Source organism: Pseudomonas nitroreducens (assembly GCF_010994165.1).
In the GTDB taxonomy this organism is placed as follows: Bacteria; Pseudomonadota; Gammaproteobacteria; order Pseudomonadales; family Pseudomonadaceae; genus Pseudomonas; species Pseudomonas nitroreducens.
This window is the reverse complement of the sequence record NZ_WMBX01000004.1, coordinates 85,605-106,481: the sequence shown is the minus strand read 5'-3', so window position 1 is coordinate 106,481 and position 20,877 is coordinate 85,605. Positions and strand designations below refer to the sequence as shown.

Below are 20,877 nucleotides of genomic sequence, written 5' to 3'. Positions count from 1 at the left end.
GGGAATCTCATGTGCCTGGGAGGCTACAGCGGTGTGCCGAGGATCACCTGGGCCGGGGAGAACTGTGCGCGCACCGGCGAGCCAACTTTCAGGCCGAGGATCTCGATGCGCTCCGGGTCGGTCAGGGCGCAGAGCATCTGCCCGCTGGGCAACTGGATGCGCACTTCGCTGGGCCCGTCGTCGGCTTCGCGGATGTCGTCGATGTGCCCTGCCAGGGCGTTCAGCCCTTCCGGGCAAGGGATGTGCGGGAGGTCGACATAGAGCCAGCCGGCCTTCATCAGGGCGACCACCGGAATGCCGTCGGCCAGTTCCAGCTTCTCGGTGCTTTCGCGGGTGACCCGCGCCTGAATGCGCGAGCCGCCGGGCAGCTCGATGCTGATCAGGTCATTCAGCCCGGACGCCTCCACCGCGCAAACGTGCCCGTGCAACTGGTTGCGCGCGCTGGTGCGCATCATCAGGCGGCCGATCAGTTCCAGGTCGGCCTGGTGTTCGACGTGCTCGACGATGTGTTCGCGCAGCGCTTCCAGGCGCTGGTAGAGCGCCAGCAGGCGCTCGCCTTCGACCGTCAGGCGTGCACCGCCGCCGCCCTTGCCGCCGACGCTGCGTTCCACCAGCGGGCGGTCGGAGAGGTTGTTCAGTTCGTCGATGGCGTCCCAGGCGGTCTTGTAGCTCATCCCGGCGGCCTTGGCGGCGTGGGTGATCGAACCGAGCTGGGCGATCTGCGCCAGCAGGGCGATGCGCTGCGGGCGACGGGTAACGTGTTGGGTCAACAGGCTGAGGGTGGTCATGGTTCCGCGGGTACTTATTGGTATGCAGGGAGGCTCCGTTGCTGGCGGGCAAAACGCAAGGGGCAGCTGCCAGGAATGTGGCTGAACGGTCGTCTATTCAGGGGCCGGCGTGCGCGCCAGGCAGTAGACATCCACCCGCCTGGCTCCCGCGCGACGCAGCAGGTGGGCGATGCGTTCGGCGGTGGCGCCGGTGGTCAGCACGTCATCCACCAGCGCCAGGTGCAGGCCATCGACCATGGCTCCGTCGGCCAGGACGAAGGCATTGCGCAGGTTGCGCTTGCGGGTGGCGGCATCGAGGCCTTGCTGTGCCGGGGTGTCCTGCGCGCGCAGCACCAGGCGGTTATCCACCGGCACGCCGAGCGGCCCGGCGATCCAGTCGGCCAGCAGGGCGGCCTGGTTGAAGCCGCGCTGGCGCTCACGCCGACGGGAGAGGGGAACGGGGATCAGCCGCTCCGGTCGCGCCAGCCCCTCGTCGAAGACGTGCAGCAGATGGCGCGCCAGTAGCTGGCCGAGCAGTCGACCCAGCGGGGCGTTGGCCTGGTGCTTGAAGCGGGTAATCAGCGCATCGACGGGGAAGCCGTAGCGCAACGGCGTTTCCACTTTCTGGAAAGCGGGTGCTCGACGCAGGCATTGGCCGCAGGCGAGATCGAGGGTCGGCAGGGGCAGCGCGCAGATCACGCAGTGGCCGGCGAGCCAGGGCAGGTCGTCGTCACAACCGGCGCACAGCGGCAGCACCGCCTGTTCCGCCGTTCCAGCGCAAAGCAGGCATTGCACGCGTGGGCGCCACCAGACGGGGCGCCAGTGAAACAATCGCATTCCGCCCTCCGCAGGGCGGCGCCGTCAGTGGATCAGCCAGCTCAGGACCACCAGGCCCAGCACCGTCCAGATCAGCCCGCCGAAGATCGAGCGCCGCAGGAAGGCGCGGATGCCACTGTAGAGCAGCAGCAGGCCGATAAAGAGCAGGACGAAGCTGAAGATCGAGACGTCGATTCCCACAGCGCGTGCCAGGCCGTGGAAGAAGTCGTCCATGGCGCGCCAGAGGCCGCCGAGTACGCCCGACAGCAGATCGACGATGAAGCGGATGGCCTTGCCGGCCATCTGGCCAAGGCCGTCGAAGAATCCTTCTGTTCCCATCTGGGTAATGACTCCTGAGTGTGCTGTCTGGTTGGAGCGGCAAATGGCCGGATCGGTTCAGAAGCAGCAGCCACCGGCTGATTGCTTATGATCAATAAGTGATCACTTGTCGACCTGTGTCGTGAGAGTGGTTGACAGCGTCACAGCTCCACATATGATGCCTTGAGCCTGATTTCCCCGGTGGTGCGCCGCCGGGGCACCTTAGACAAGAGGCGCGCCCCCCAAGCGTCGAAGGACTTTGCCGATGAGTGCCACCGCAGCCCAAGTAACCCGCCACGACTGGACCCTTGCCGAAGTCCGCGCCCTGTTCGAACAGCCGTTCAACGACCTGCTGTTCCAGGCACAGACCATGCACCGCGCGCATTTCGATCCGAATCGCGTGCAAGTTTCCACGCTGCTGTCGATCAAGACCGGTGCCTGCCCGGAGGACTGCAAGTATTGCCCGCAGTCCGGCCACTACAACACCGGCCTGGACAAGGAAAAGCTGATGGAAGTGCAGAAGGTGCTGCAGGCCGCTGCCGAGGCCAAGGCCATCGGCTCGACCCGCTTCTGCATGGGCGCCGCCTGGAAGCACCCGTCCGCCAAGGACATGCCCTACGTGCTGGAAATGGTGAAGGGCGTGAAAAAGCTCGGCCTGGAAACCTGCATGACCCTGGGCAAGCTGACCCAGGAACAGACCCAGTCCCTGGCCGAAGCGGGCCTGGACTACTACAACCACAACCTCGATACCTCGCCGGAGTTCTACGGCAACATCATCACTACCCGCACCTACAGCGAGCGCCTGCAAACCCTGGCGTACGTACGTGAGGCGGGGATGAAGATCTGCTCCGGCGGCATCCTCGGCATGGGCGAGTCGGTGGACGACCGCGCCGGCCTGCTGATCCAGCTGGCCAACCTGCCCGAGCACCCGGAATCGGTGCCGATCAACATGCTGGTGAAGGTCAAGGGCACCCCGCTGGCCGAGGAGAAGGACGTCGATCCGTTCGACTTCATCCGCACCCTGGCAGTCGCCCGGATCATGATGCCGAAATCCCACGTGCGCCTGTCCGCCGGCCGCGAGCAGATGAACGAGCAGATGCAGGCCCTGGCGTTCATGGCCGGCGCCAACTCGATCTTCTACGGCGAGAAGTTGCTGACCACCACCAACCCGCAGGCCGAGAAGGACATGCAGCTGTTCGCGCGACTGGGCATCAAGCCCGAGGAGCGCGAGGAGCACGCCGACGAGGTGCACCAGGCTGCCATCGAGCAGGCGCTGGTGGAACAACGCGACTCCCAGCTGTTCTATAACGCGGCTTCGGCCTGACCTGCTTTTCGTAGGAGCGAGCAAGCTCGCTCCTACGGGCTCGGCCTTCAGCCGGAAGCCTGAATTGCAGCTAAGGGGTTGCGTATGCCTTTCGATCTCGCCGCCCGCCTGGCCCAGCGCCATGCGGAGGACCTCTACCGCCGCCGCCCGCTGCTGGAATCGCCGCAGGGCCCGGAGGTGGTCATTGACGGTCAGCCGATGCTGGCCTTCTGTTCCAACGATTACCTGGGGCTGGCCAATCACCCCGAGGTGATTGCCGCGCTGCGCGCCGGCGCCGAACGCTGGGGCGTTGGTGGTGGCGCCTCGCACCTGGTCAACGGTCACTGCGGCCCGCACCACGAACTGGAGCTGGCACTCGCCGAGTTCACCGGTCGCCCGCGCGCGCTGCTGTTTTCTACCGGCTACATGGCCAACCTGGGCACCGTCACCGCGCTCGTCGGCAAGGGCGACAGCGTGCTGGAGGACCGCCTCAACCACGCCTCGCTGCTGGATGCCGGATTGCTTTCCGGTGCGCGCTTTTCGCGCTATCTGCACAACGATGCCGCCAGCTTCGCCTCGCGCCTGGAGAAGGCCGAAGGCAACACGCTGGTCGTTACCGACGGCGTGTTCAGCATGGACGGCGACCTGGCCGACCTGCCCAGCCTTTGCGCGACGGCTCGCCAGCAGAATGCCTGGGTGATGGTCGACGACGCCCACGGCTTCGGCCCGCTGGGCGCGACGGGCGGCGGTATCGTCGAACACTTCGGCTTGAGCATGGAGGACGTGCCTGTACTGGTCGGCACCCTCGGCAAGGCCTTCGGCACCGCCGGCGCCTTCGTCGCCGGTAGCGAGGAACTGATCGAGACGCTGATCCAGTTCGCCCGCCCCTACATCTACACCACCAGCCAGCCGCCCGCCGTGGCCTGCGCCACGCTGAAAAGCCTGGAACTGCTGCGCGCCGAGAGCTGGCGCCGTGATCACCTGAATGCGCTGATCGCGCGTTTCCGCACTGGCGCCACGGCCATCGGCCTGCGCCTGATGGACAGCCCGACGCCGATCCAGCCGATTCTCATCGGCGGCAGCGCCCAGGCCATGGCGTTGTCCGCGGAGTTGCGCCAGCGCGGCATTCTGGTCGGGGCGATCCGCCCGCCTACCGTACCCGCCGGCACCGCGCGCCTGCGCGTGACCCTGTCCGCCTCGCACACCGAGGCACAGGTCGACCGCCTGCTGGTGGCGCTGGCCGAAAGCTGGCAGCGCGTGTCGTCTAGCCTTCTGGCAGAGATCGATGCCGAGGAGGGCGATGATGCGTGACCAACTGATCCTGCTGCCGGGCTGGGGCCTGGGCGGCGCGCCGCTGGAACCGTTGCGCGATGCGCTGCGGGAGCAGGCGCCACATTTGAACGTACAGATCGAGCCGCTGCCCGACGACGCCGACCCGAACGTGTGGCTCGACGAGCTGGACGATAACGTCGCCCACGACGCCTGGATCGCCGGCTGGTCGCTGGGCGGCATGCTCGGCGCCGAACTGGCTGCGCGCCGGGGCGAGTCCTGCCGCGGCCTGATCACGCTGGCCAGCAACCTCTGCTTCCGCCGCCGCGAGGACTGGCCGGAGGCGATGGCCAATGAGGTGTTCGAGGACTTCTTCGAAGCCTTCCTGCTGGAGCCGCACCTGGTGCGCAAGCGCTTCACGATGCTGGTCAGCCAGGGAGCCCGCGACGCTCGCACCCTCGCTCGCCAGCTGCAGGTGGCGCTGCCGCAGATGAATGTCGAAGGGCTCACCGCCGGCCTGCAACTGCTGGGGCAACTGGATACCCGCGCCGCATTGGGCCGCTATCCCGGACCGCAGTTGCACCTGTTCGCTGCCAACGATGCGCTGGTCCCGGCGAGCGCCGCGGATGCCTTGCTGGAATGGCTGCCGGATGTCGAGGTCAACCTGCTGCCCGGAACCAGCCACGGGCTGCCACTGGAGCAGCCGGACGAAGTGGCCGGCGCCATCCTGCGTTTCATCCACGAGGGCGACGATGCCTGATTGCAGTAGTACCGGCTTGCCCGACAAACGCCAGGTGGCCGCTTCCTTCTCCCGCGCCGCATCGACCTACGACGCGGTAGCCGAACTGCAGCGTGCCGTCGGCAACCGTCTGCTGGAGTCTTTGCCAGCCGAGGGCGTGCCGCAGCGCTGGATCGACCTGGGGAGCGGTACCGGTTATTTCACCCGCGCCCTGGCGGCGCGTTATCCACAGGCGCAGGGGCTGTCCGTCGACATCGCCGAGGGCATGCTGCGCCACGCCCGCGAGCAGGGCGGCGCGCACCACTTTGTCGGCGGAGACGCCGAGTGCCTGCCGCTGCGCGACGGCGCGGCTGATCTGCTGTTCTCCAGCCTGGCCCTGCAGTGGTGCGCCGATCTTCCGGCGGTGCTCGCAGAAGCGCGCCGAGTGCTGCGCCCCGGTGGCGTGCTGGCCTTCAGCAGCCTGTGCATCGGCACCCTGGGCGAGTTGCGGCAGAGCTGGGAGGCGGTGGACGGTTTCGTCCACGTGAACCGCTTCCGCGCCTTCGAGCAGTATCAACGGCTTTGCGCCGATAGCGGCCTGGATCTGCTGGAGCTGCGTACCGAGGATCGCGTCCTGCATTTCCCCGACCTGCGCAGCCTGACCCATGAGCTCAAGGCACTCGGCGCGCACAACCTCAATCCCGGCCGGCCCGACGGCCTCACCGGGCGCGAGCGGGTGCGCGCGCTGATCGCCGCCTACGAGCGCTTCCGCCAGACCGAGGGGCTGCCGGCGACCTATCGGGTGGTCTACGCCGTCCTGCGCAAACCTTCTTCCCTGTAGGAGCGAGGGGGACGCCAACGTTATTGCTCGCGAACCCGCCCAGCTCGAGTGCTGCCGGTGAATCCCGTTCGCGAGCACGTTCGCTCCTACATCAAAGAGCCAAGAGGAACCCATGTCCCACGCCTACTTCGTCACCGGCACCGACACCGAGATCGGCAAGACCACCATCGCTGCCGGCCTGCTCCATGCGGCGCGGCAGGCGGGCTTGTCCACCGCGGCTGCCAAGCCCGTGGCCTCCGGCTGCGAGCGCAGCCCCGAGGGCCTGCGCAACTCCGACGCGCTGGCGCTGCTGGGCGAGTGCAGCGTGCCGCTGGCCTACGAGCAGGTGAACCCCTTCGCCTTCGAGCCGGCCATTGCGCCGCACCTTGCCGCCCGCGAGCAGGGCGTGAAGCTGACGGTCGAAGCGCTCAAGGGCCCGGTGCGTTCGGTGCTGGAAATGGGCGCCGACTTCACCCTGGTGGAAGGCGCCGGTGGCTGGCGCGTGCCGTTGGCGGGGGAAGAGAGCCTGTCGGACCTCGCCGTCGCCCTCGGGCTGCCGGTAATCCTGGTGGTCGGGGTGCGCCTGGGCTGCATCAACCACGCCGTGCTCAGCGCCGAGGCCATCCAGCGCGATGGCCTGTTGCTGGCCGGCTGGGTGGCGAACATCGTCGACGCGCAGACCTCCCGTCTGGAAGAGAACCTCGCGACCCTCGCCGAGCGACTGCCCGCACCCTGCCTCGGGCGCGTGCCGCGCCTGGCCTCGGCGACTCCGGCGGCGGTGTCTGCGCATCTGGACCTGGGCATCCTGGATTTGTAACCGAGCCTTGGCCTGAGCCGGCGTGTCTGCTTGAATGGTGGCCACTTGCTGCTTTTGTTGTGGAGGCGTGACGATGGAAATTTCCGGTAATGCTTTCTCTGCGGGCCTGTATGGCGTGCAGAACGGCCAGCGCCGCGTCGACCGCGCCAGTACCGACATCGCCACTGCCGGCACCGCGCCCAGCGAAGTGCTCAACGACCGCCTGGTGGACCTGCGCCGCGGCGAGCACGAAGTGAAGGCCAACGCCAAGGTCATTCAGGCAGCCGACGAAACGCTCGGCACCTTGATCGATATCCGCGTCTGATCGCGCCTCTTCCCACTCCCTGATTTCACTGTAGCGGCCGGCTGTCCTCGAGACACGCCGGCCGCTCTGCCATGGGCTTTAATTATCCGCAGGACGTCGCTGCGAATGCGTCGCTCGGACAGCGCCGCAGGCGTGACCGGATGGTCGGTTTGCATGCTTGACAAGGGTATGGCGTAAACGTATGTTTCAAACGCCTGTTTGACTGTCCGGATGCGTGCGCGCACCGACTGGGCGGCCGGGAATGCTCCCGCACTGCGACCGCAGCAACCGGTCGCCCATTAACCAGAACCCTTCGTAGAGGTTTACCGCTATGCCTGATTACAAGGCCCCCTTGCGTGATATCCGTTTCGTTCGCGACGAGCTGCTGGGCTACGAAGCGCACTACCAGAACCTGCCGGGCGCCGAAGACGCCACCCCGGACATGGTGAATGCCATCCTCGAAGAGGGTGCGAAGTTCTGCGAACAGGTAATCGCTCCGCTGAACCGCACTGGCGACCTGGAAGGCTGCAAATGGAGCCCGGAAGGCGTCAAGACCCCGACCGGTTTCAAAGAGGCCTACCAGCAGTTCGTCGAAGGCGGCTGGCCGAGCCTGGCCCATGACGTCGAGCACGGCGGTCAGGGCCTGCCCGAATCCCTTGGCCTTGCGATCAGCGAAATGGTCGGCCAGGCCAACTGGTCCTGGGGCATGTACCCGGGCCTGTCCCACGGCGCCATGAACACCCTGCACGCCCACGGTACCTCCGAGCAGCAGCAAACCTACCTGACCAAGCTGGTGTCCGGCGAGTGGACCGGCACCATGTGCCTGACCGAGCCGCATTGCGGCACCGACCTGGGCATGCTGCGCACCAAGGCCGAGCCGCAGGCTGATGGCACCTATAAGATCACCGGCACCAAGATCTTCATCTCCGCCGGCGAACACGACATGGCCGATAACATCGTCCACATCGTACTGGCCCGCCTGCCCGACGCCCCGCAGGGCACCAAGGGCATCTCGCTGTTCATCGTGCCGAAGTTCCTGCCCAACGCCGAAGGTAACGTGGGCGAGCGCAACGCCGTTTCCTGTGGCTCGATCGAACACAAGATGGGGATCCACGGCAACGCCACCTGCGTGATGAACTTCGACGCCGCCACCGGCTTCCTGATCGGCCCGCCGAACAAGGGCCTGAACTGCATGTTCACCTTCATGAATACCGCTCGCCTGGGCACCGCGCTGCAAGGCCTGGCCCACGCCGAAATCGGTTTCCAGGGCGGCATCGCTTACGCTCGCGAACGTCTGCAGATGCGTTCGCTGACTGGCCCGAAAGCCCCGGAGAAGCCCGCTGACCCGATCATCGTGCACCCGGACGTACGTCGCATGCTGCTGACCGCCAAGGCATTCGCCGAAGGCAACCGCGCCATGCTGTACTTCGCCGCCAAGCAGGTCGACATCGTCCAGCGCAGCCAGGACGAAGAAGAGAAGAAAGCCGCTGATTCGATGCTGGCCTTCCTCACCCCGATCGCCAAGGCGTTCATGACCGAAGTGGGCTTCGAAGCCGCCAACCACGGCGTGCAGATCTATGGCGGCCACGGCTTCATCGCCGAGCACGGCATGGAACAGAACGTCCGCGACAGCCGCATCTCCATGCTGTACGAAGGCACTACCGGCGTTCAGGCGCTGGACCTGCTGGGCCGCAAGATCCTCATGACCCAGGGCGAAGCGCTCAAGGGCTTCACCAAGATCGTGCACAAGTTCTGCCAGGCCAACGAAGCCAACGAAGCGGTCAAAGAGTTCGTTGCACCGCTGGCGGCGCTGAACAAGGAGTGGGGCGACCTGACCATGAAGGTCGGCATGGCCGCCATGAAGGACCGCGAGGAAGTCGGCGCCGCATCGGTCGACTACCTGATGTTCTCCGGCTACGCGTGCCTGGCCTACTTCTGGGCCGACATGGCTCGCCTGGCGGCCGAGAAGCTGGCTGCCGGTACCAGCGAAGAGGCCTTCTACCAGGCCAAGCTGAAGACCGCGCGCTTCTACTTCCAGCGCATCCTGCCGCGCACCCGCGCGCACGTCGGCGCCATGCTGTCGGGTGCCAACAACCTGATGGACCTGGCCGAGGAAGATTTCGCCCTCGGTTACTGATCAGGGGAGGGTGGCCCGCCGCCCGTCTGCTGAACAGGAAGGAGCCCGCCGCAAGGCGGGCTTTTTCGTATCCGATGCCACACAAATGTCCGCAGAAAATGCCATCATTACGCCACTTGCCGATCGACTGACGGCGAGCCCGGCACCCACCTTGCGGAACCCCTTGTGCGACCCACGGCCCCCTACCGGCTCAGCCACTTCCTCACGCCTTTGCTGCTGATCCCGGCCGGCATCGCCGCCGGCTCCTTGGCCGAACTGTCCGATTTCTTCACCTCACTGTTCAACGTCCTGCCGACCCTGCTGCTGTTGCTCGGTGGCGCGCTATGCCTGGTCTACAACCGCCAGCGCCAACTGTTCATGCTGTCCTGCGTTTACATCGCCTACTTCCTGCTCGATACCCAGGTCGATTACTTCCAGGCCCACCGCGTGGTGATGCCGGAGGCGGCATTGGTCTTCCACCTGTGCTGCGTGCTGTTGCCGCTGCTGTTTGGAATGTATGGCATCTGGCAGGAGCGTATGCACCTGCTGCAGGACCTTCTGGCCCGCAGCGCCGCGCTGATTGCCGTAGCCGGAGTCGCGACGGCCCTGGCCAGGCGTTTCCCGCAGGGCCTGGCGGAACTGCTCAGCACCACCTACTGGCCGGCCTTGCACGGCCAATGGATGAACCTGGCGCAGTTGTCCTACTTCGGCTTCCTCATGGCTTTCGTCGCCCTGGTCGCCGCCTACGTGCGCCAGCCGCGGCCGCTGCACGCGGCGCAACTGGTTGGCTTGCTTGGCCTGTTATGGATGCTGCCCAAGGTATTCATCCTGCCCCATGCGCTCACCGTGATGACCAGCCTGGTCATGCTCACCCTCGCTGGCGCGGTGGCGCACGAGGCTTACCAGATGGCCTTCCGCGACGAGCTCACCGGCCTGCCTGGCCGTCGCGCGCTGAACGAGCGCTTCCAGCGCCTGGGCCAGCAGTACGTGCTGGCGATGATCGACGTCGACCACTTCAAGAAATTCAACGACAGCCACGGCCACGACGTCGGCGACCAGGTGCTGCGCATGGTTGCCAGCCAGCTGCGTCGCACGGGCGGCGGCGGCAAGGCGTATCGTTATGGCGGCGAGGAATTCACGCTGGTGTTCGCCGGCAAGACGGTGGAACAGTGCCTGCCGTACCTCGACGGCGTTCGCCAGGCCATCGAGAGCTACGCGATGCACCTGCGCGACCGCGGCAACCGTCCCAAGGACGATCGACAGGGCCGCAACAGACGTGCGGGCAAGGAAGCGCAAAGCGTCTCGGTGACCATCAGCGTCGGCGTCGCCGAGCGCGATGGCGAGCGGCGCAGCCCGGAAGAGGTCATCAAGGGTGCCGACGAGGCGTTGTATGCGGCCAAGAGCGGTGGGCGCAATCGCGTGGCTGTGCACGGGCAATCCCGTCGTGGCGCGGTGCGCACCGGTTGACCCGGCCGGGTTATGACTGCGCATTCAGCGCGTGCAGCGTGATTGTCCGGGCGGTCACGGGCCGTTAGGTTCGAGGTTTCCGCGCCGCTTCGGCGCACGAACCGAACGGAGATTCGCGATGCCCGAGTACAAGGCCCCCCTGCGCGACGTGCGCTTCCTCACCGACGAAGTCTTCGACTTCACCGGCCGCTACGAAGCCCTCGGCGCCACCGACGCCACCCCGGACATGTTCGCCGCCATCCTCGAGGAAGGCGCGAAGTTCTGCGAACAGGTCATCGCCCCGCTGAACCGCTCCGGCGACGAGGAAGGCTGCCATTTCGACAACGGCGTGGTGACCACGCCCAAGGGCTTCAAGGAAGCCTTCGCGCAGTACGTCGAGGCTGGCTGGAACGGCGTTTCCAGCGACCCCGAATACGGTGGCCAGGGCCTGCCGCCGTCGCTTGGCCTGCTGGTCAGCGAGATGATCGGCGCCTCCAACTGCTCCTGGGGCATGTACCCCGGCCTGACCAAGGGCGCCATGGCCGCCATCCACGCCCACGGCAGCGAGGAGCAGAAGAACACCTACCTGCCGCGCATGACCAGCGCGGTGTGGACCGGCACCATGTGCCTGACCGAACCGCATTGCGGCACCGACCTGGGCATCATCAAGACACGCGCCGTGCCGAATGCCGACGGCAGCTACGCGATCACCGGCACCAAGATCTTCATCTCCGCCGGCGAGCACGATCTCTCCGAGAACATCATCCACTTGGTGCTGGCCAAGCTTCCGGATGCGCCGGCCGGTACCAAGGGCATCTCGCTGTTCATCGTGCCCAAGTTCAACCTGGACGCGAATGGTGACGCCGGCGAGCGCAACGCCGTGGCCTGCGGCTCCATCGAGCACAAGATGGGCATCAAGGCTTCCGCCACCTGCGTGATGAACTTCGACGGCGCCAAGGGCTTCCTGATCGGCGAGGCCAACAAGGGCCTGGCCTGCATGTTCACCATGATGAACCACGCACGCCTGGGCACCGGCATGCAGGGCCTCTGCCTCGGCGAAACCAGCTACCAGGGCGCCGTGCGCTACGCCCAGGACCGCCTGCAGATGCGTTCGCTGACCGGCCCGAAGGCGCCGGAGAAGCCCGCCGACCCGATCATCGTCCACCCGGACGTACGCCGCATGCTGCTGACCATGAAGGCGTTCAACGAGGGCAACCGCGCTCTGGCCTACTTCACCGCGCAACTGCTGGACATCGAGCACCTGTCCCAGGACGCTGAGGAGCGCGAGCGCGCCGGCAACCTGCTGGCCTTCCTTACCCCGATCTGCAAGGCCTTCATGACCGAGACCGGCCTGGAAGTCACCAACCATGGCATGCAGGTGTTCGGCGGTCACGGCTTCATCCGCGAATGGGGCATGGAGCAGTTGGTGCGCGACTGCCGCATCGCGCCGATCTATGAGGGCACCAACGGCATCCAGGCGCTGGACCTGCTGGGCCGCAAGGTCCTCGGTAGCCAGGGCAAGCTGCTGATGGGCTTCACCAAGCTGGTGCACCAGCTCTGCCAGCAGCACGCCGAGCACCCGCAGCTCAAGGCCCAGGTCGCCCAGTTGGCGGCGCTGAACAAGCAGTGGGGCGAACTGACCCAGAAACTCGGCCTGGCCGCCATGAGGAACCCGGACGAAGTCGGTGCCGCCTCGGTGGATTACCTGATGTACTCCGGCTACATCACCCTCGGCTACTTCTGGCTGCGCATGGCGCTGGTCGCCCAGCAGAAGCTGGAAGAGGGCGCCGGCGAGAAGGCCTTCTACGAAACCAAGCTGGCTACCGCCGAGTTCTACTTCAGCCGTCTGCTGCCCCGCGCGCTGTCCCACGTGGCGGCGGCGGAGGCTGGCTCCGAGGTACTGATGCGCCTGTCGGCCGAGCAGTTCGCGCTGTAAACCCGGCTGGCCGCATAGGGCGCATAAAACGGAACGCTTTATCCGCCGACCCAAGCGGCGGATAACATGCGCCCTGTAGGCTGGAAGTCTTATGCCAGACAAGAAGGCCCGCCCTGCGCGGGCCTTCCGCCTATCGCTACAAAATATGACCAAACTATTGTTGTGCGGTCATATCATGACGCTTAATCTCTGAAAAGTTGTTGGAGTAAACTCCGGCGGCGTACCTTCGTGTACCTCCTATTCTGATACCGCTGGCTGCCTGATCAGCCGTCGTTTTCGTTCGAGGATCCATCATGGCTGACTACAAAGCTCCCCTGCGCGACATGCAATTCGTCCTCAATGAAGTCTTCGAGGTTGCCAAGCTCTGGGGCGAACTGCCCGTCCTGGCCGAGACCGTCGATGCCGAGACCGCCTCGGCGATCCTCGAAGAGGCCGGTAAAGTCACCGGCGGCGTGATCGCCCCGCTGAACCGCAGCGGCGACGAAGAAGGCTGCAGCTGGAGCGCCGAGGGTGTGAAGACCCCGGCCGGCTTCCCCGAGGCCTACCGCACCTATGCCGAAGGCGGCTGGGTGGGCGTGGGCGGCGCGCCGGAATTCGGCGGCATGGGCATGCCCAAGGTGATCGGCGCCCAGGTCGAGGAAATGGTCAACTCGGCCAACCTGTCCTTCGGCCTGTACCCGATGCTGACCGCCGGCGCCTGCCTGTCGCTGCTCAACCACGCCAGCGAAGAACTCAAGGCCAAGTACCTGCCGAACATGTACGCCGGCACCTGGGCCGGCTCCATGTGCCTGACCGAGCCGCACGCCGGCACCGACCTGGGCATGATCCGTACCAAGGCCGAACCGCAGGCCGACGGCAGCTTCAAGATTTCCGGCACCAAGATCTTCATCACCGGCGGCGAGCATGACCTGACCGAGAACATCATCCACCTGGTGCTGGCCAAGCTTCCCGATGCACCGGCCGGTTCCAAGGGCATCTCGCTGTTCCTGGTGCCGAAGGTGATGGTCAACGCAGACGGCTCCCTGGCCGAGCGCAATGCGGTGTCCTGTGGCTCCATCGAACACAAGATGGGCATCAAGGGCTCCGCCACCTGCGTGATGAACTTCGACGGCGCCACCGGCTGGATCGTCGATGCCCCGAACAAGGGCCTGGCCGCCATGTTCACCATGATGAACTACGAGCGCCTGGGCGTTGGCATCCAGGGCCTGGCCACTGGCGAGCGCTCCTACCAGAGCGCCGTGGAATACGCCCGCGAGCGTATCCAGAGCCGCGCGCCGACCGGCCCCGTGGCCAAGGACAAGGCCGCCGACCCGATCATCGTCCACCCGGACGTGCGTCGCATGCTGCTGACCATGAAAGCGCTGAACGAGGGCGGCCGTGCCTTCTCCAGCTACGTTGCCATGCAGCTGGATACCGCCAAGTACAGCGAAGAGCCGACCACCCGCAAGCGCGCCGAGGAACTGGTCGCACTGCTGACTCCGGTGGCCAAGGCCTTCCTCACCGACATGGGTCTGGAAACCACCATCCATGGCCAGCAGATCTTCGGCGGCCACGGCTTCATCCGTGAGTGGGGCCAGGAACAGTTGGTGCGCGATTGCCGCATCACCCAGATCTACGAAGGCACCAACGGCATCCAGGCGCTGGACCTGATGGGCCGCAAGATCGTCGGCAGCGGCGGCGCCTACGCCAAGCTGTTCACCGACGAGATTCGTGCCTTCACCGCCTCGGCTTCCGCTGAGCTGGCTGAGTTCACCGGTCCGCTGAACGCTGCCGTGCAGAACCTCGACGAGCTGACCGCCTGGGTCCTGGACCGTGCCAAGGGCAATCCGAACGAGATCGGCGCCGCCTCGGTCGAGTACCTGCACGCCTTCGGCTACACCGCCTACGCCTATATGTGGGCGCTGATGGCGCGCGCTGCGCTGGGCAAGGAAGGCCAGGACGAGTTCTATGCCAGCAAGCTCGGCACAGCGCGCTTCTACTTCGCCCGCCTGCTGCCGCGCATCCACTCCCTGAGCGCCTCGGTGAAGGCTGGCAGCGAGTCGCTGTACCTGCTGGACGCCGCGCAGTTCTAAGCGATCGCGTGTGAAAAAGCCCCGCCTCGGCGGGGCTTTTTCATTGTGATATTTCTTTTGAGAAGAAGGGTATTTCGAATCTTTGTAAGCCATGGCTTACAAACAGCGGTGGTGATCGGCGTCTTTCTGACAACGGCCTACAGCGGTAACCTTTCTCTCAGTCAGGACATTGCGCAGGAAGCGCCAACGACAATACGGAAACAAGGGAATCCACCAAGGACGGTGGCTAGCACGGACGTCAGGATATCGGTCTGCAAAACCCCGCCTCGAAAGAGGCGGGGTTTTTTCTTGCTCGCGATTTCGCGAGTGCGTCGCTCCGCGATGGGGTTACTTGTGGGAGCGAGCTTGCCCGCGAACAAATCCCCTAGCGGGGCCGGGTTCGCGAGCAAGAACCAGGTGTCCCCTCGACCCTGCGAAAAGCGGTTGTCATCAGACCGCGCCGTCGAGCAACGAGCGCAACAGCTCCACCGTTGGCTGCTGCCGCTGGGCATCGCGATAGACCAGCCCCACGCTCAGCGGAATGCGCGGTTCGCTCAGGGGTTTCCAGAGCAAGTCCTTGTGCGCATGCATCTGCCGCGCGCGGCCCGGCAGCACAGTGGCGAAGCGGCTCTGCGGCAGGCTGTCGAGGATGCCGCCCATATGATTGAGCTCCGCCTGCACCCGCGGCCGCCGGCCAATGGCCGCCAGTTGCTCCTGCCAGATCTGCCGGGCGCGGAATTCTTCGCCGAGCAGCAGCATCGGCAATTCAGCGGCCTGAGCCAGCGACACCTTCTTGAAGTCCTTCAGCGGGTGGTCCGCCGGAATCACCAGCTGCAATTCGTCCGGGTACAGTTCCACGCCGTGCAGCGCCGGTTGGCGCGGCGGCAGGAAGCCGATGCCGATATCCAGCTGACCGATCAACAGTCGACGCTCGATCTCCACGCCGGAGAGCTCGTAGATACGCACCTGCACGTGAGGCTGCGCCGCATGCAGGCGTTCCACCAGATGCGGAACCAGGCTCGCGTTGACCGTCTGCAGCACACCAATGGCCAAACTGCGTGCGCTCTGCCCGCGGAAGCCGCGCAGCGCCTCGCGGGCCCGCTCCAGGCCTTCGAGCAGCGGCACAGCGTGGTTGTACAGCGTGTGCGCGGCGGCGGTCGGCAGCAGGCGCTTGCCGCTGCGCTGGAACAGCGCCACGTCGAGGTTCTGCTCCAGCTGGCGAATCTGTTGCGACAGCGCCGGCTGGGAAATCGCCAGGCGTTCGGCGGCGCGCCCGACATGGCCTTCCTCGTAAAGCGCGACGAAATAGCGGAGCTGGCGGAAATCCATAAGGTCTTCTTATCAACGAAACTGGAAAATCGAAATGGAGTGTCACCCATCCAGGCCACTACTCTAGCGCTTGTCCGCTGTCTCAGATGGGTAGACAAAGGTGGAAAACATCGTCATCCAGGGCGTTTTCATAGGCAAAGTCGAAGAAAGCTGGGGAGGTCTACTCAGCGATATCGACAAGCTGGAAACGCATCAGGAAGTCTGGCTCGGCGCCGAAGGGCTGCCGGGCGACGCACGGGCCGACCTGCGCCGCGACGGTGGCCTGGACCGCGCCCTGCACCACTACCCGGCCGAGCACTACCGCCACTGGCGCAAGCAGCACCCGCAGACGCGCTGGCGACAGCCGGCTTTCGGCGAGAACCTGTCGACCTTCGGGCTCAATGAACAGGAGGTCTGCATTGGCGACCTGTTTCGCTGGGGCGAGGCGCTGATCGAAGTGAGCCAGCCGCGCTCGCCCAGCTACCGTCTTGCGCGGCGTTGGAATCTCCCTGGTCTGCCGCTGGAAGTGCAGGAGCAGGGGCGTTGCGGCTGGTTCTACCGGGTGCGCCGTTCCGGCATGGTCGCACCCGACGCACCGCTGGAACTGGTGCAGCGACACTACCCGCAGCTCAGCGTAGCGAGCCTGCTGGATTGGTACTTCGGCCACCCGCTGGACCGTACCGGCCTGCGCCTGATGATGGCCTGCGATGCTTTATCCCTGCGCTGGCGCAAGACCGCCGCGCAACGCCTCACCAGTGGCGTGCTGGAAGACTGGACGGCCCGCCTGGCGGGCCCCGAATGTTCGGAGCAGGGCGGCCTGCAAGCCTGAGCCGCGCTGTTTCGCAAATGCCCTCGCGCCCGCCCCCGGACGTCGTCTTGGTCCTGCGGGGCGGCTTTTATTCCCGCCGCCGAGCCTGTCACAGGGCTCGGCGGCGTTGTCATGTCGTCGTAACACCGCATTCCTAACCTTCCGCCGATAGCTTCTACTGACAACCCGAGCCGTCAGAAAGACGGCCGCGCGGAAGGAACCTCTGATGAGCGAGCATTTCCAGGATTTCCACGACCGGCTGGCCGCCTTCGACGACCAGGCGATCAACCCTTCCGGCAACGTGCCGATGAGCGAGCTCATCGACGCCTCGCGCCGCCGCCTGCTGAAGAACAGCCTGGTGCTGGGCGCCGTCGGTTTCCTCGGCGGCGGCCTGTTCCCCGGCCGTTCACTATTCGCCGCCGATGCGCCGGTACCGACCACGCTGCTGGGCTTCAGGGGTGTGGCGGTGCAGCAGGACTCGAAGTTCGATCGCGTGATAGTCGCCGAGGGCTACAGCGCGCGGCCGTTCTTCTCCTGGGGCGACGCCGTGGTGAGCGGCTCGCCGGTCTGGAAAGGCGACGCCAGCGAGGATTGGAAGGCCCAGGAACTGCAGGCCGGCGACAACCATGACGGCATGCACTACTTCCCCTTCCCGGATGCGCCGGACAGCCGCGGCCTGCTGGTGGTCAACCACGAGTACATCAACCCGACGCTGCACCCCAAGGGCCAGACTTTCGAGGACCGCCCCGATGGCACCCGTGGCCGTCCGGAAGGCGAGGTGCGCAAGGAAATCGCCGCCCACGGCCTGAGCGTGATCGAAGTGAAGAAGGACGCCAGCGGCCAGTGGCAGCGCGTCGAAGGCTCCAGCTACAACCGCCGCATCACTGGCAGCTCGCCGCTGGACCTGTCCGGCCCGCTGGCCGGCCACGACCTGCTGCGCACCGCCAGCGATCCGGAGGCGAAACAGGTACTCGGCACCCTGAACAACTGCTCCATGGGCGTCACGCCGTGGGGCACCTACCTGGCGTGCGAGGAAAACTGGCACCAGTATTTCGTCAACCGCGACAAGGCCGACTATGCCAATCGCGTCTCGCACAAGCGCTATGGGCTGTCCAACGGCCAGTTCAGCAACTACTACGCCTGGGAGGCGGTTGATCAGCGCTTCGACGCCACGCCCAAAGCCGACCAGCCCTACGGCGGCCATGTCAACGAACCGAACCGCTTCGGCTGGGTAGTGGAGATCGATCCGTTCGACCCGACCTCGACGCCGAAGAAGCGCACCGCCGTGGGCCGCTTCTGCCGCGAGTGCTCGACCCTTTCGCTGGGTGCCGACAACCGCATGGCCTTCTACTACGGCGACGACACCAAGGGCGAGTACATCTACAAGTTCGTCCCGGCGGGCCAGTATGAGCCGAACAACCGTGCGGCAAACGTCGACCTGCTGGACGAAGGCACCCTCTACGTCGCGCGCTTCAACGCCGATGGCAGCGGCCAGTGGCTGCCGCTGGTGCATGGGCAGAATGGCCTCACCGCCGAGAACGGTTTCGCCAGCCAGGCCCAGGTACTGGTCAATGCCCGTGCCGCCGCCGACCTGCTGGGCGCCACGCCGATGGATCGTCCCGAGTGGGTCGCGGTGCAGCAGACCACCCGTGAGGTCTACGTCAGCCTCACCAACAACGATGCGCGCGGCAAGAAGCAGGCGGTGGACGCCGCCAACCCGCGCAAGGACAACCTGCACGGGCAGATCCTGCGCTGGAACGAAGCCGGCGGTGACCCAACCGCCAGTACCTTCGAGTGGGAAATCTTCCTGCTGGCTGGCGAGCACAAGGGCTCCACTGCGCCGGAGAACCTGATCGGCACCATCAACGGCGATATTTTTTCCTCGCCGGATGGACTGTATTTCGACACCACCGGCCGCCTGTGGATCGAGACCGACTACGACGATGCCGAGGCGCCGATGCAGGCGATGGGTTGCAACCAGCTGCTCTGCGCCGACCCACACAGCCGCGAGGTGCGCCGCTTCCTGGTCGGCCCGCGTGGCTGCGAGCTGACGGGGATTACCCAGAGCCCTGATGGCAGGACGATGTGGGTGAACATTCAGCACCCGTCCCTCAGCTTCCCGGCCAGCGACGGCCAGAGCATTCCGCGTTCGACGACGATGGTGATCACCAAGGACGATGGGGGTGTGATCGGGACTTGATGGGCAGAGTGGCGAGGGGGAGGGGCTTTAGGGAAACTTGCCGCTCGGGCGGTCCGCTGGAACCTTAAAGCTCGACCTCCCCCCCGGCCAATGCGCACAACTCGGTGAAATCGACGATCTCCGTCTCCCGCCCGTCCACCCGTACCAGCCCGTGCTTCTGCAGGCGGGTAAAGCTGCGCGACACCGTTTCCACCGCCAGCCCCAGGTAGTCACCGATCTCGTTGCGCGACATGCTCAGGCGGAAGCGCGTGGCAGAGAAACCACGCTCGCGGAAATGCGCGGAGATGTTCAGCAGGAAAGCAGCGATGCGCGAGTCCGAGTTCAGCCGCGAGAGCAGCAGCTTCATCTGCTGATCCTCACGGATCTTGCGGCTCATCATCAGCATGATCTGGTGCGACAGGCCGGGAATCTGCAGCGACAGCTCCTCCAGCTGGTTGAATGGAATCTCGCTGCACAGCGTGCTTTCCAGTGCCTGCGCCGACACCGGATAGCTGCCTTCGCCCATGCCGGAGAAACCGAAGATCTCGGTGGCGAAATAGAACCCGGTGATCTTCTCCAGCCCCTGCTCGTTGGTGGTGAAGGTCTTGATCGAACCGGAACGCACCAGGAACACGCTGTGGAAGGGATCGCCCTGGCGGAACACGAAGTCGCCCTTATGCAGCAGGTGCCCCGGCTTGATGATCGCCTCCAGCTCCTCGACCTTCTCGTCGCTAAGAGTGGGCGGCGCCAGCCGGCAGTTCTTGCAGTACGGTTGCGGTTTGATCATCTGATTCATCCATATCCCCATGCGCCGGCCAATCGCGCGCAATTCAGCGTTCCTCGGGCGTATCGCCCCCTCATGGAACCATAGCAACTGACAGCCATCTGTCATCCGTCGGATCACTAGTCGGGAAGCAGGCCAATGGATTTTTCATACCCGCTTGACCCTTTCTTCACTGCGCCGACTTCAGTCTCCACGCCCATGCACCGGGGTCATTGGGGGAGACCACAGGAACTCCGGGGTGCCGTGACGCGACCCGCGCGTCGATCCCGCTCATTTTCCGGAGATATGTCGTGAATAAACTGCCACAGATCACCCTGGCCTTCTGGGTGATGAAAATCTGCGCCACCACCCTGGGGGAAACCGCCGGCGACCTGTTGTCGATGACCCTGAACGTCGGCTATGCGATCAGCTCGCTGATCCTCATCAGCGTCTTCCTCGTCACCCTGGTCGGCCAGCTCGCCAGCAAGCGCTACGTGCCCTGGCTGTACTGGCTGGTGATCCTCTCCACCAGCACCGCCGGCACCACCATGTCCGACTTCATGGACCGCACCCTGGGCCTGGGCTACGCCAGCGGCTCGGCGATCCTGGTCAGCATCCTGGTGGCGATCTTCGCGGCCTGGCGCTTCAGCGGTACCTCGCTGTCGGTGGACAACATCCGCAGCTTCAAGGGCGAGATGTTCTACTGGGTTGCCATCCTCTTCTCCAACACCCTGGGCACCGCGCTGGGCGACTTCCTCGCCGACGACTCCGGCCTGGGCTTCGCCGGCGGCGCGCTGCTGATCGGCAGCCTGATCGCCGTGGTCGTGCTGCTGCATTACTTCACCAAGCTTTCCTCGGTGCTGCTGTTCTGGGTGGCCTTCGTGCTGACCCGGCCGTTCGGCGCGACCCTGGGCGACGTGCTGACCAAGTCCCACGAGAAGGGTGGGCTGGACTTCGGCACCATCGGCTCCTCGGCCATCCTCGCCGGTATCCTGGTGGCGCTGGTGGTCATGGTCTGCATGCGGCAGAAGCGCGAAGGGCAGGACAGCGCAGCAGTGCTGTCTTCCTGACGAGTTGAAGCGGAGTCCGCCGGACGAAAAGACCGGCGGACTAGCCTTGTGAAATTTGTTCTGTTATTTTTCATGAAAAATAAACAGAA

18 protein-coding genes are annotated in these 20,877 nt (G+C 65.3%); 13 read left to right on the top strand and 5 right to left on the bottom strand.

From position 1 onward, the window contains the following. Positions 1–23: 23 nt before the first annotated feature. From GJV37_RS18065 to GJV37_RS18055, 3 genes are all read right to left on the bottom strand, one after another. On the bottom strand, positions 24–788 hold the full coding sequence (locus GJV37_RS18065) for a TOBE domain-containing protein (protein WP_038803504.1): 765 nt from the start codon (positions 786–788) through the stop codon (positions 24–26). 93 nt (positions 789–881) lie between these two features. After that, positions 882–1,604: a ComFC family protein gene (locus tag GJV37_RS18060; RefSeq protein ID WP_170857976.1), complete on the bottom strand. Its 723-nt coding sequence runs from the start codon at positions 1,602–1,604 to the stop codon at positions 882–884. A gap of 24 nt (positions 1,605–1,628) precedes the next feature. Then, on the bottom strand, positions 1,629–1,922 hold the full coding sequence (locus GJV37_RS18055) for a hypothetical protein (RefSeq protein WP_024763634.1): 294 nt from the start codon (positions 1,920–1,922) through the stop codon (positions 1,629–1,631). A gap of 244 nt (positions 1,923–2,166) precedes the next feature. Here GJV37_RS18055 and bioB point away from each other — a divergent pair, with 244 nt between their 5' ends. The 10 genes from bioB (at position 2,167) to GJV37_RS18005 (ending at position 14,681) form a co-directional block, all read left to right on the top strand. Next, complete coding sequence (gene bioB, locus GJV37_RS18050) at positions 2,167–3,225, top strand: biotin synthase BioB (protein ID WP_054907998.1); 1,059 nt, start codon at positions 2,167–2,169, stop codon at positions 3,223–3,225. A gap of 84 nt (positions 3,226–3,309) precedes the next feature. Further along, a complete protein-coding gene (bioF, locus tag GJV37_RS18045) occupies positions 3,310–4,515 on the top strand; it encodes an 8-amino-7-oxononanoate synthase (RefSeq protein ID WP_170857975.1) in 1,206 nt (401 codons plus the stop codon). Further along, positions 4,508–5,233: an alpha/beta fold hydrolase gene (locus GJV37_RS18040; RefSeq protein ID WP_193452804.1), complete on the top strand. Its 726-nt coding sequence runs from the start codon at positions 4,508–4,510 to the stop codon at positions 5,231–5,233. The genes bioF and GJV37_RS18040 overlap by 8 nt, the downstream gene beginning before the upstream one ends. Then, positions 5,226–6,032: a malonyl-ACP O-methyltransferase BioC gene (bioC, locus tag GJV37_RS18035; RefSeq protein WP_084359368.1), complete on the top strand. Its 807-nt coding sequence runs from the start codon at positions 5,226–5,228 to the stop codon at positions 6,030–6,032. Before GJV37_RS18040 ends, bioC begins: the two co-directional genes overlap by 8 nt. A gap of 112 nt (positions 6,033–6,144) precedes the next feature. Beyond that, positions 6,145–6,828: a dethiobiotin synthase gene (bioD, locus tag GJV37_RS18030; RefSeq protein ID WP_084359370.1), complete on the top strand. Its 684-nt coding sequence runs from the start codon at positions 6,145–6,147 to the stop codon at positions 6,826–6,828. A 73-nt stretch (positions 6,829–6,901) separates the two neighbouring features. Further along, positions 6,902–7,132, top strand: coding sequence for a hypothetical protein (locus GJV37_RS18025; protein ID WP_084359372.1), 231 nt, complete (start codon positions 6,902–6,904; stop codon positions 7,130–7,132). Positions 7,133–7,442: 310 nt separating this feature from the next. Continuing rightward, positions 7,443–9,248, top strand: coding sequence for a phenylacyl-CoA dehydrogenase (locus tag GJV37_RS18020; RefSeq protein WP_065085689.1), 1,806 nt, complete (start codon positions 7,443–7,445; stop codon positions 9,246–9,248). A gap of 165 nt (positions 9,249–9,413) precedes the next feature. Next, positions 9,414–10,694, top strand: coding sequence for a GGDEF domain-containing protein (locus GJV37_RS18015; protein WP_170857972.1), 1,281 nt, complete (start codon positions 9,414–9,416; stop codon positions 10,692–10,694). Positions 10,695–10,812: 118 nt separating this feature from the next. Then, the gene (locus GJV37_RS18010; protein WP_170857971.1) at positions 10,813–12,609 is read left to right on the top strand and encodes an acyl-CoA dehydrogenase C-terminal domain-containing protein; all 1,797 of its coding nucleotides are present in this window, start codon (positions 10,813–10,815) and stop codon (positions 12,607–12,609) included. A 293-nt stretch (positions 12,610–12,902) separates the two neighbouring features. Then, on the top strand, positions 12,903–14,681 hold the full coding sequence (locus tag GJV37_RS18005) for an acyl-CoA dehydrogenase C-terminal domain-containing protein (RefSeq protein ID WP_084359380.1): 1,779 nt from the start codon (positions 12,903–12,905) through the stop codon (positions 14,679–14,681). Positions 14,682–15,110: 429 nt separating this feature from the next. Here the strand turns inward: GJV37_RS18005 and GJV37_RS18000 are convergent, their stop codons facing one another. Then, positions 15,111–15,989, bottom strand: a complete 879-nt coding sequence (locus GJV37_RS18000; RefSeq protein ID WP_024763624.1) for a LysR family transcriptional regulator — start codon at positions 15,987–15,989, stop codon at positions 15,111–15,113. 100 nt (positions 15,990–16,089) lie between these two features. On the opposite strand from GJV37_RS18000, the gene GJV37_RS17995 reads away from it, so the two are divergent. Both GJV37_RS17995 and GJV37_RS17990 read left to right on the top strand, forming a co-directional pair. Further along, positions 16,090–16,797, top strand: a complete 708-nt coding sequence (locus tag GJV37_RS17995; protein WP_170857970.1) for an MOSC domain-containing protein — start codon at positions 16,090–16,092, stop codon at positions 16,795–16,797. A gap of 205 nt (positions 16,798–17,002) precedes the next feature. After that, positions 17,003–18,976, top strand: coding sequence for a PhoX family protein (locus GJV37_RS17990; protein WP_170857969.1), 1,974 nt, complete (start codon positions 17,003–17,005; stop codon positions 18,974–18,976). A gap of 64 nt (positions 18,977–19,040) precedes the next feature. Here the strand turns inward: GJV37_RS17990 and fnr are convergent, their stop codons facing one another. Continuing rightward, positions 19,041–19,742: a fumarate/nitrate reduction transcriptional regulator Fnr gene (gene fnr / locus GJV37_RS17985; protein WP_089285795.1), complete on the bottom strand. Its 702-nt coding sequence runs from the start codon at positions 19,740–19,742 to the stop codon at positions 19,041–19,043. Positions 19,743–20,029: 287 nt separating this feature from the next. Between fnr and GJV37_RS17980 the strand changes: the two genes are divergently transcribed. Next, positions 20,030–20,788 (top strand): COG4705 family protein, encoded by a 759-nt coding sequence (locus GJV37_RS17980; protein ID WP_170857968.1) that lies wholly within the window; start codon positions 20,030–20,032, stop codon positions 20,786–20,788. Positions 20,789–20,877: the final 89 nt, after the last annotated feature.

Excerpts from the sequence above, each read along its gene's own strand:
- GJV37_RS18000 (WP_024763624.1), bottom strand. The coding sequence starts at position 15,989 with ATGGATTTCCGCCAGCTCCGCTATTTCGTCGCGCTTTACGAGGAAGGC.
- GJV37_RS18040 (WP_193452804.1), top strand. The coding sequence starts at position 4,508 with ATGCGTGACCAACTGATCCTGCTGCCGGGCTGGGGCCTGGGCGGCGCG.
- GJV37_RS18055 (WP_024763634.1), bottom strand. The coding sequence starts at position 1,922 with ATGGGAACAGAAGGATTCTTCGACGGCCTTGGCCAGATGGCCGGCAAG.
- bioF (WP_170857975.1), top strand. The coding sequence starts at position 3,310 with ATGCCTTTCGATCTCGCCGCCCGCCTGGCCCAGCGCCATGCGGAGGAC.
- GJV37_RS18060 (WP_170857976.1), bottom strand. The coding sequence starts at position 1,604 with ATGCGATTGTTTCACTGGCGCCCCGTCTGGTGGCGCCCACGCGTGCAA.
- GJV37_RS18005 (WP_084359380.1), top strand. The coding sequence starts at position 12,903 with ATGGCTGACTACAAAGCTCCCCTGCGCGACATGCAATTCGTCCTCAAT.
- bioC (WP_084359368.1), top strand. The coding sequence starts at position 5,226 with ATGCCTGATTGCAGTAGTACCGGCTTGCCCGACAAACGCCAGGTGGCC.
- GJV37_RS18065 (WP_038803504.1), bottom strand. The coding sequence starts at position 788 with ATGACCACCCTCAGCCTGTTGACCCAACACGTTACCCGTCGCCCGCAG.
- GJV37_RS18020 (WP_065085689.1), top strand. The coding sequence starts at position 7,443 with ATGCCTGATTACAAGGCCCCCTTGCGTGATATCCGTTTCGTTCGCGAC.
- bioB (WP_054907998.1), top strand. The coding sequence starts at position 2,167 with ATGAGTGCCACCGCAGCCCAAGTAACCCGCCACGACTGGACCCTTGCC.
- bioD (WP_084359370.1), top strand. The coding sequence starts at position 6,145 with ATGTCCCACGCCTACTTCGTCACCGGCACCGACACCGAGATCGGCAAG.
- GJV37_RS17990 (WP_170857969.1), top strand. The coding sequence starts at position 17,003 with ATGAGCGAGCATTTCCAGGATTTCCACGACCGGCTGGCCGCCTTCGAC.
- GJV37_RS18025 (WP_084359372.1), top strand. The coding sequence starts at position 6,902 with ATGGAAATTTCCGGTAATGCTTTCTCTGCGGGCCTGTATGGCGTGCAG.
- fnr (WP_089285795.1), bottom strand. The coding sequence starts at position 19,742 with ATGATCAAACCGCAACCGTACTGCAAGAACTGCCGGCTGGCGCCGCCC.
- GJV37_RS18010 (WP_170857971.1), top strand. The coding sequence starts at position 10,813 with ATGCCCGAGTACAAGGCCCCCCTGCGCGACGTGCGCTTCCTCACCGAC.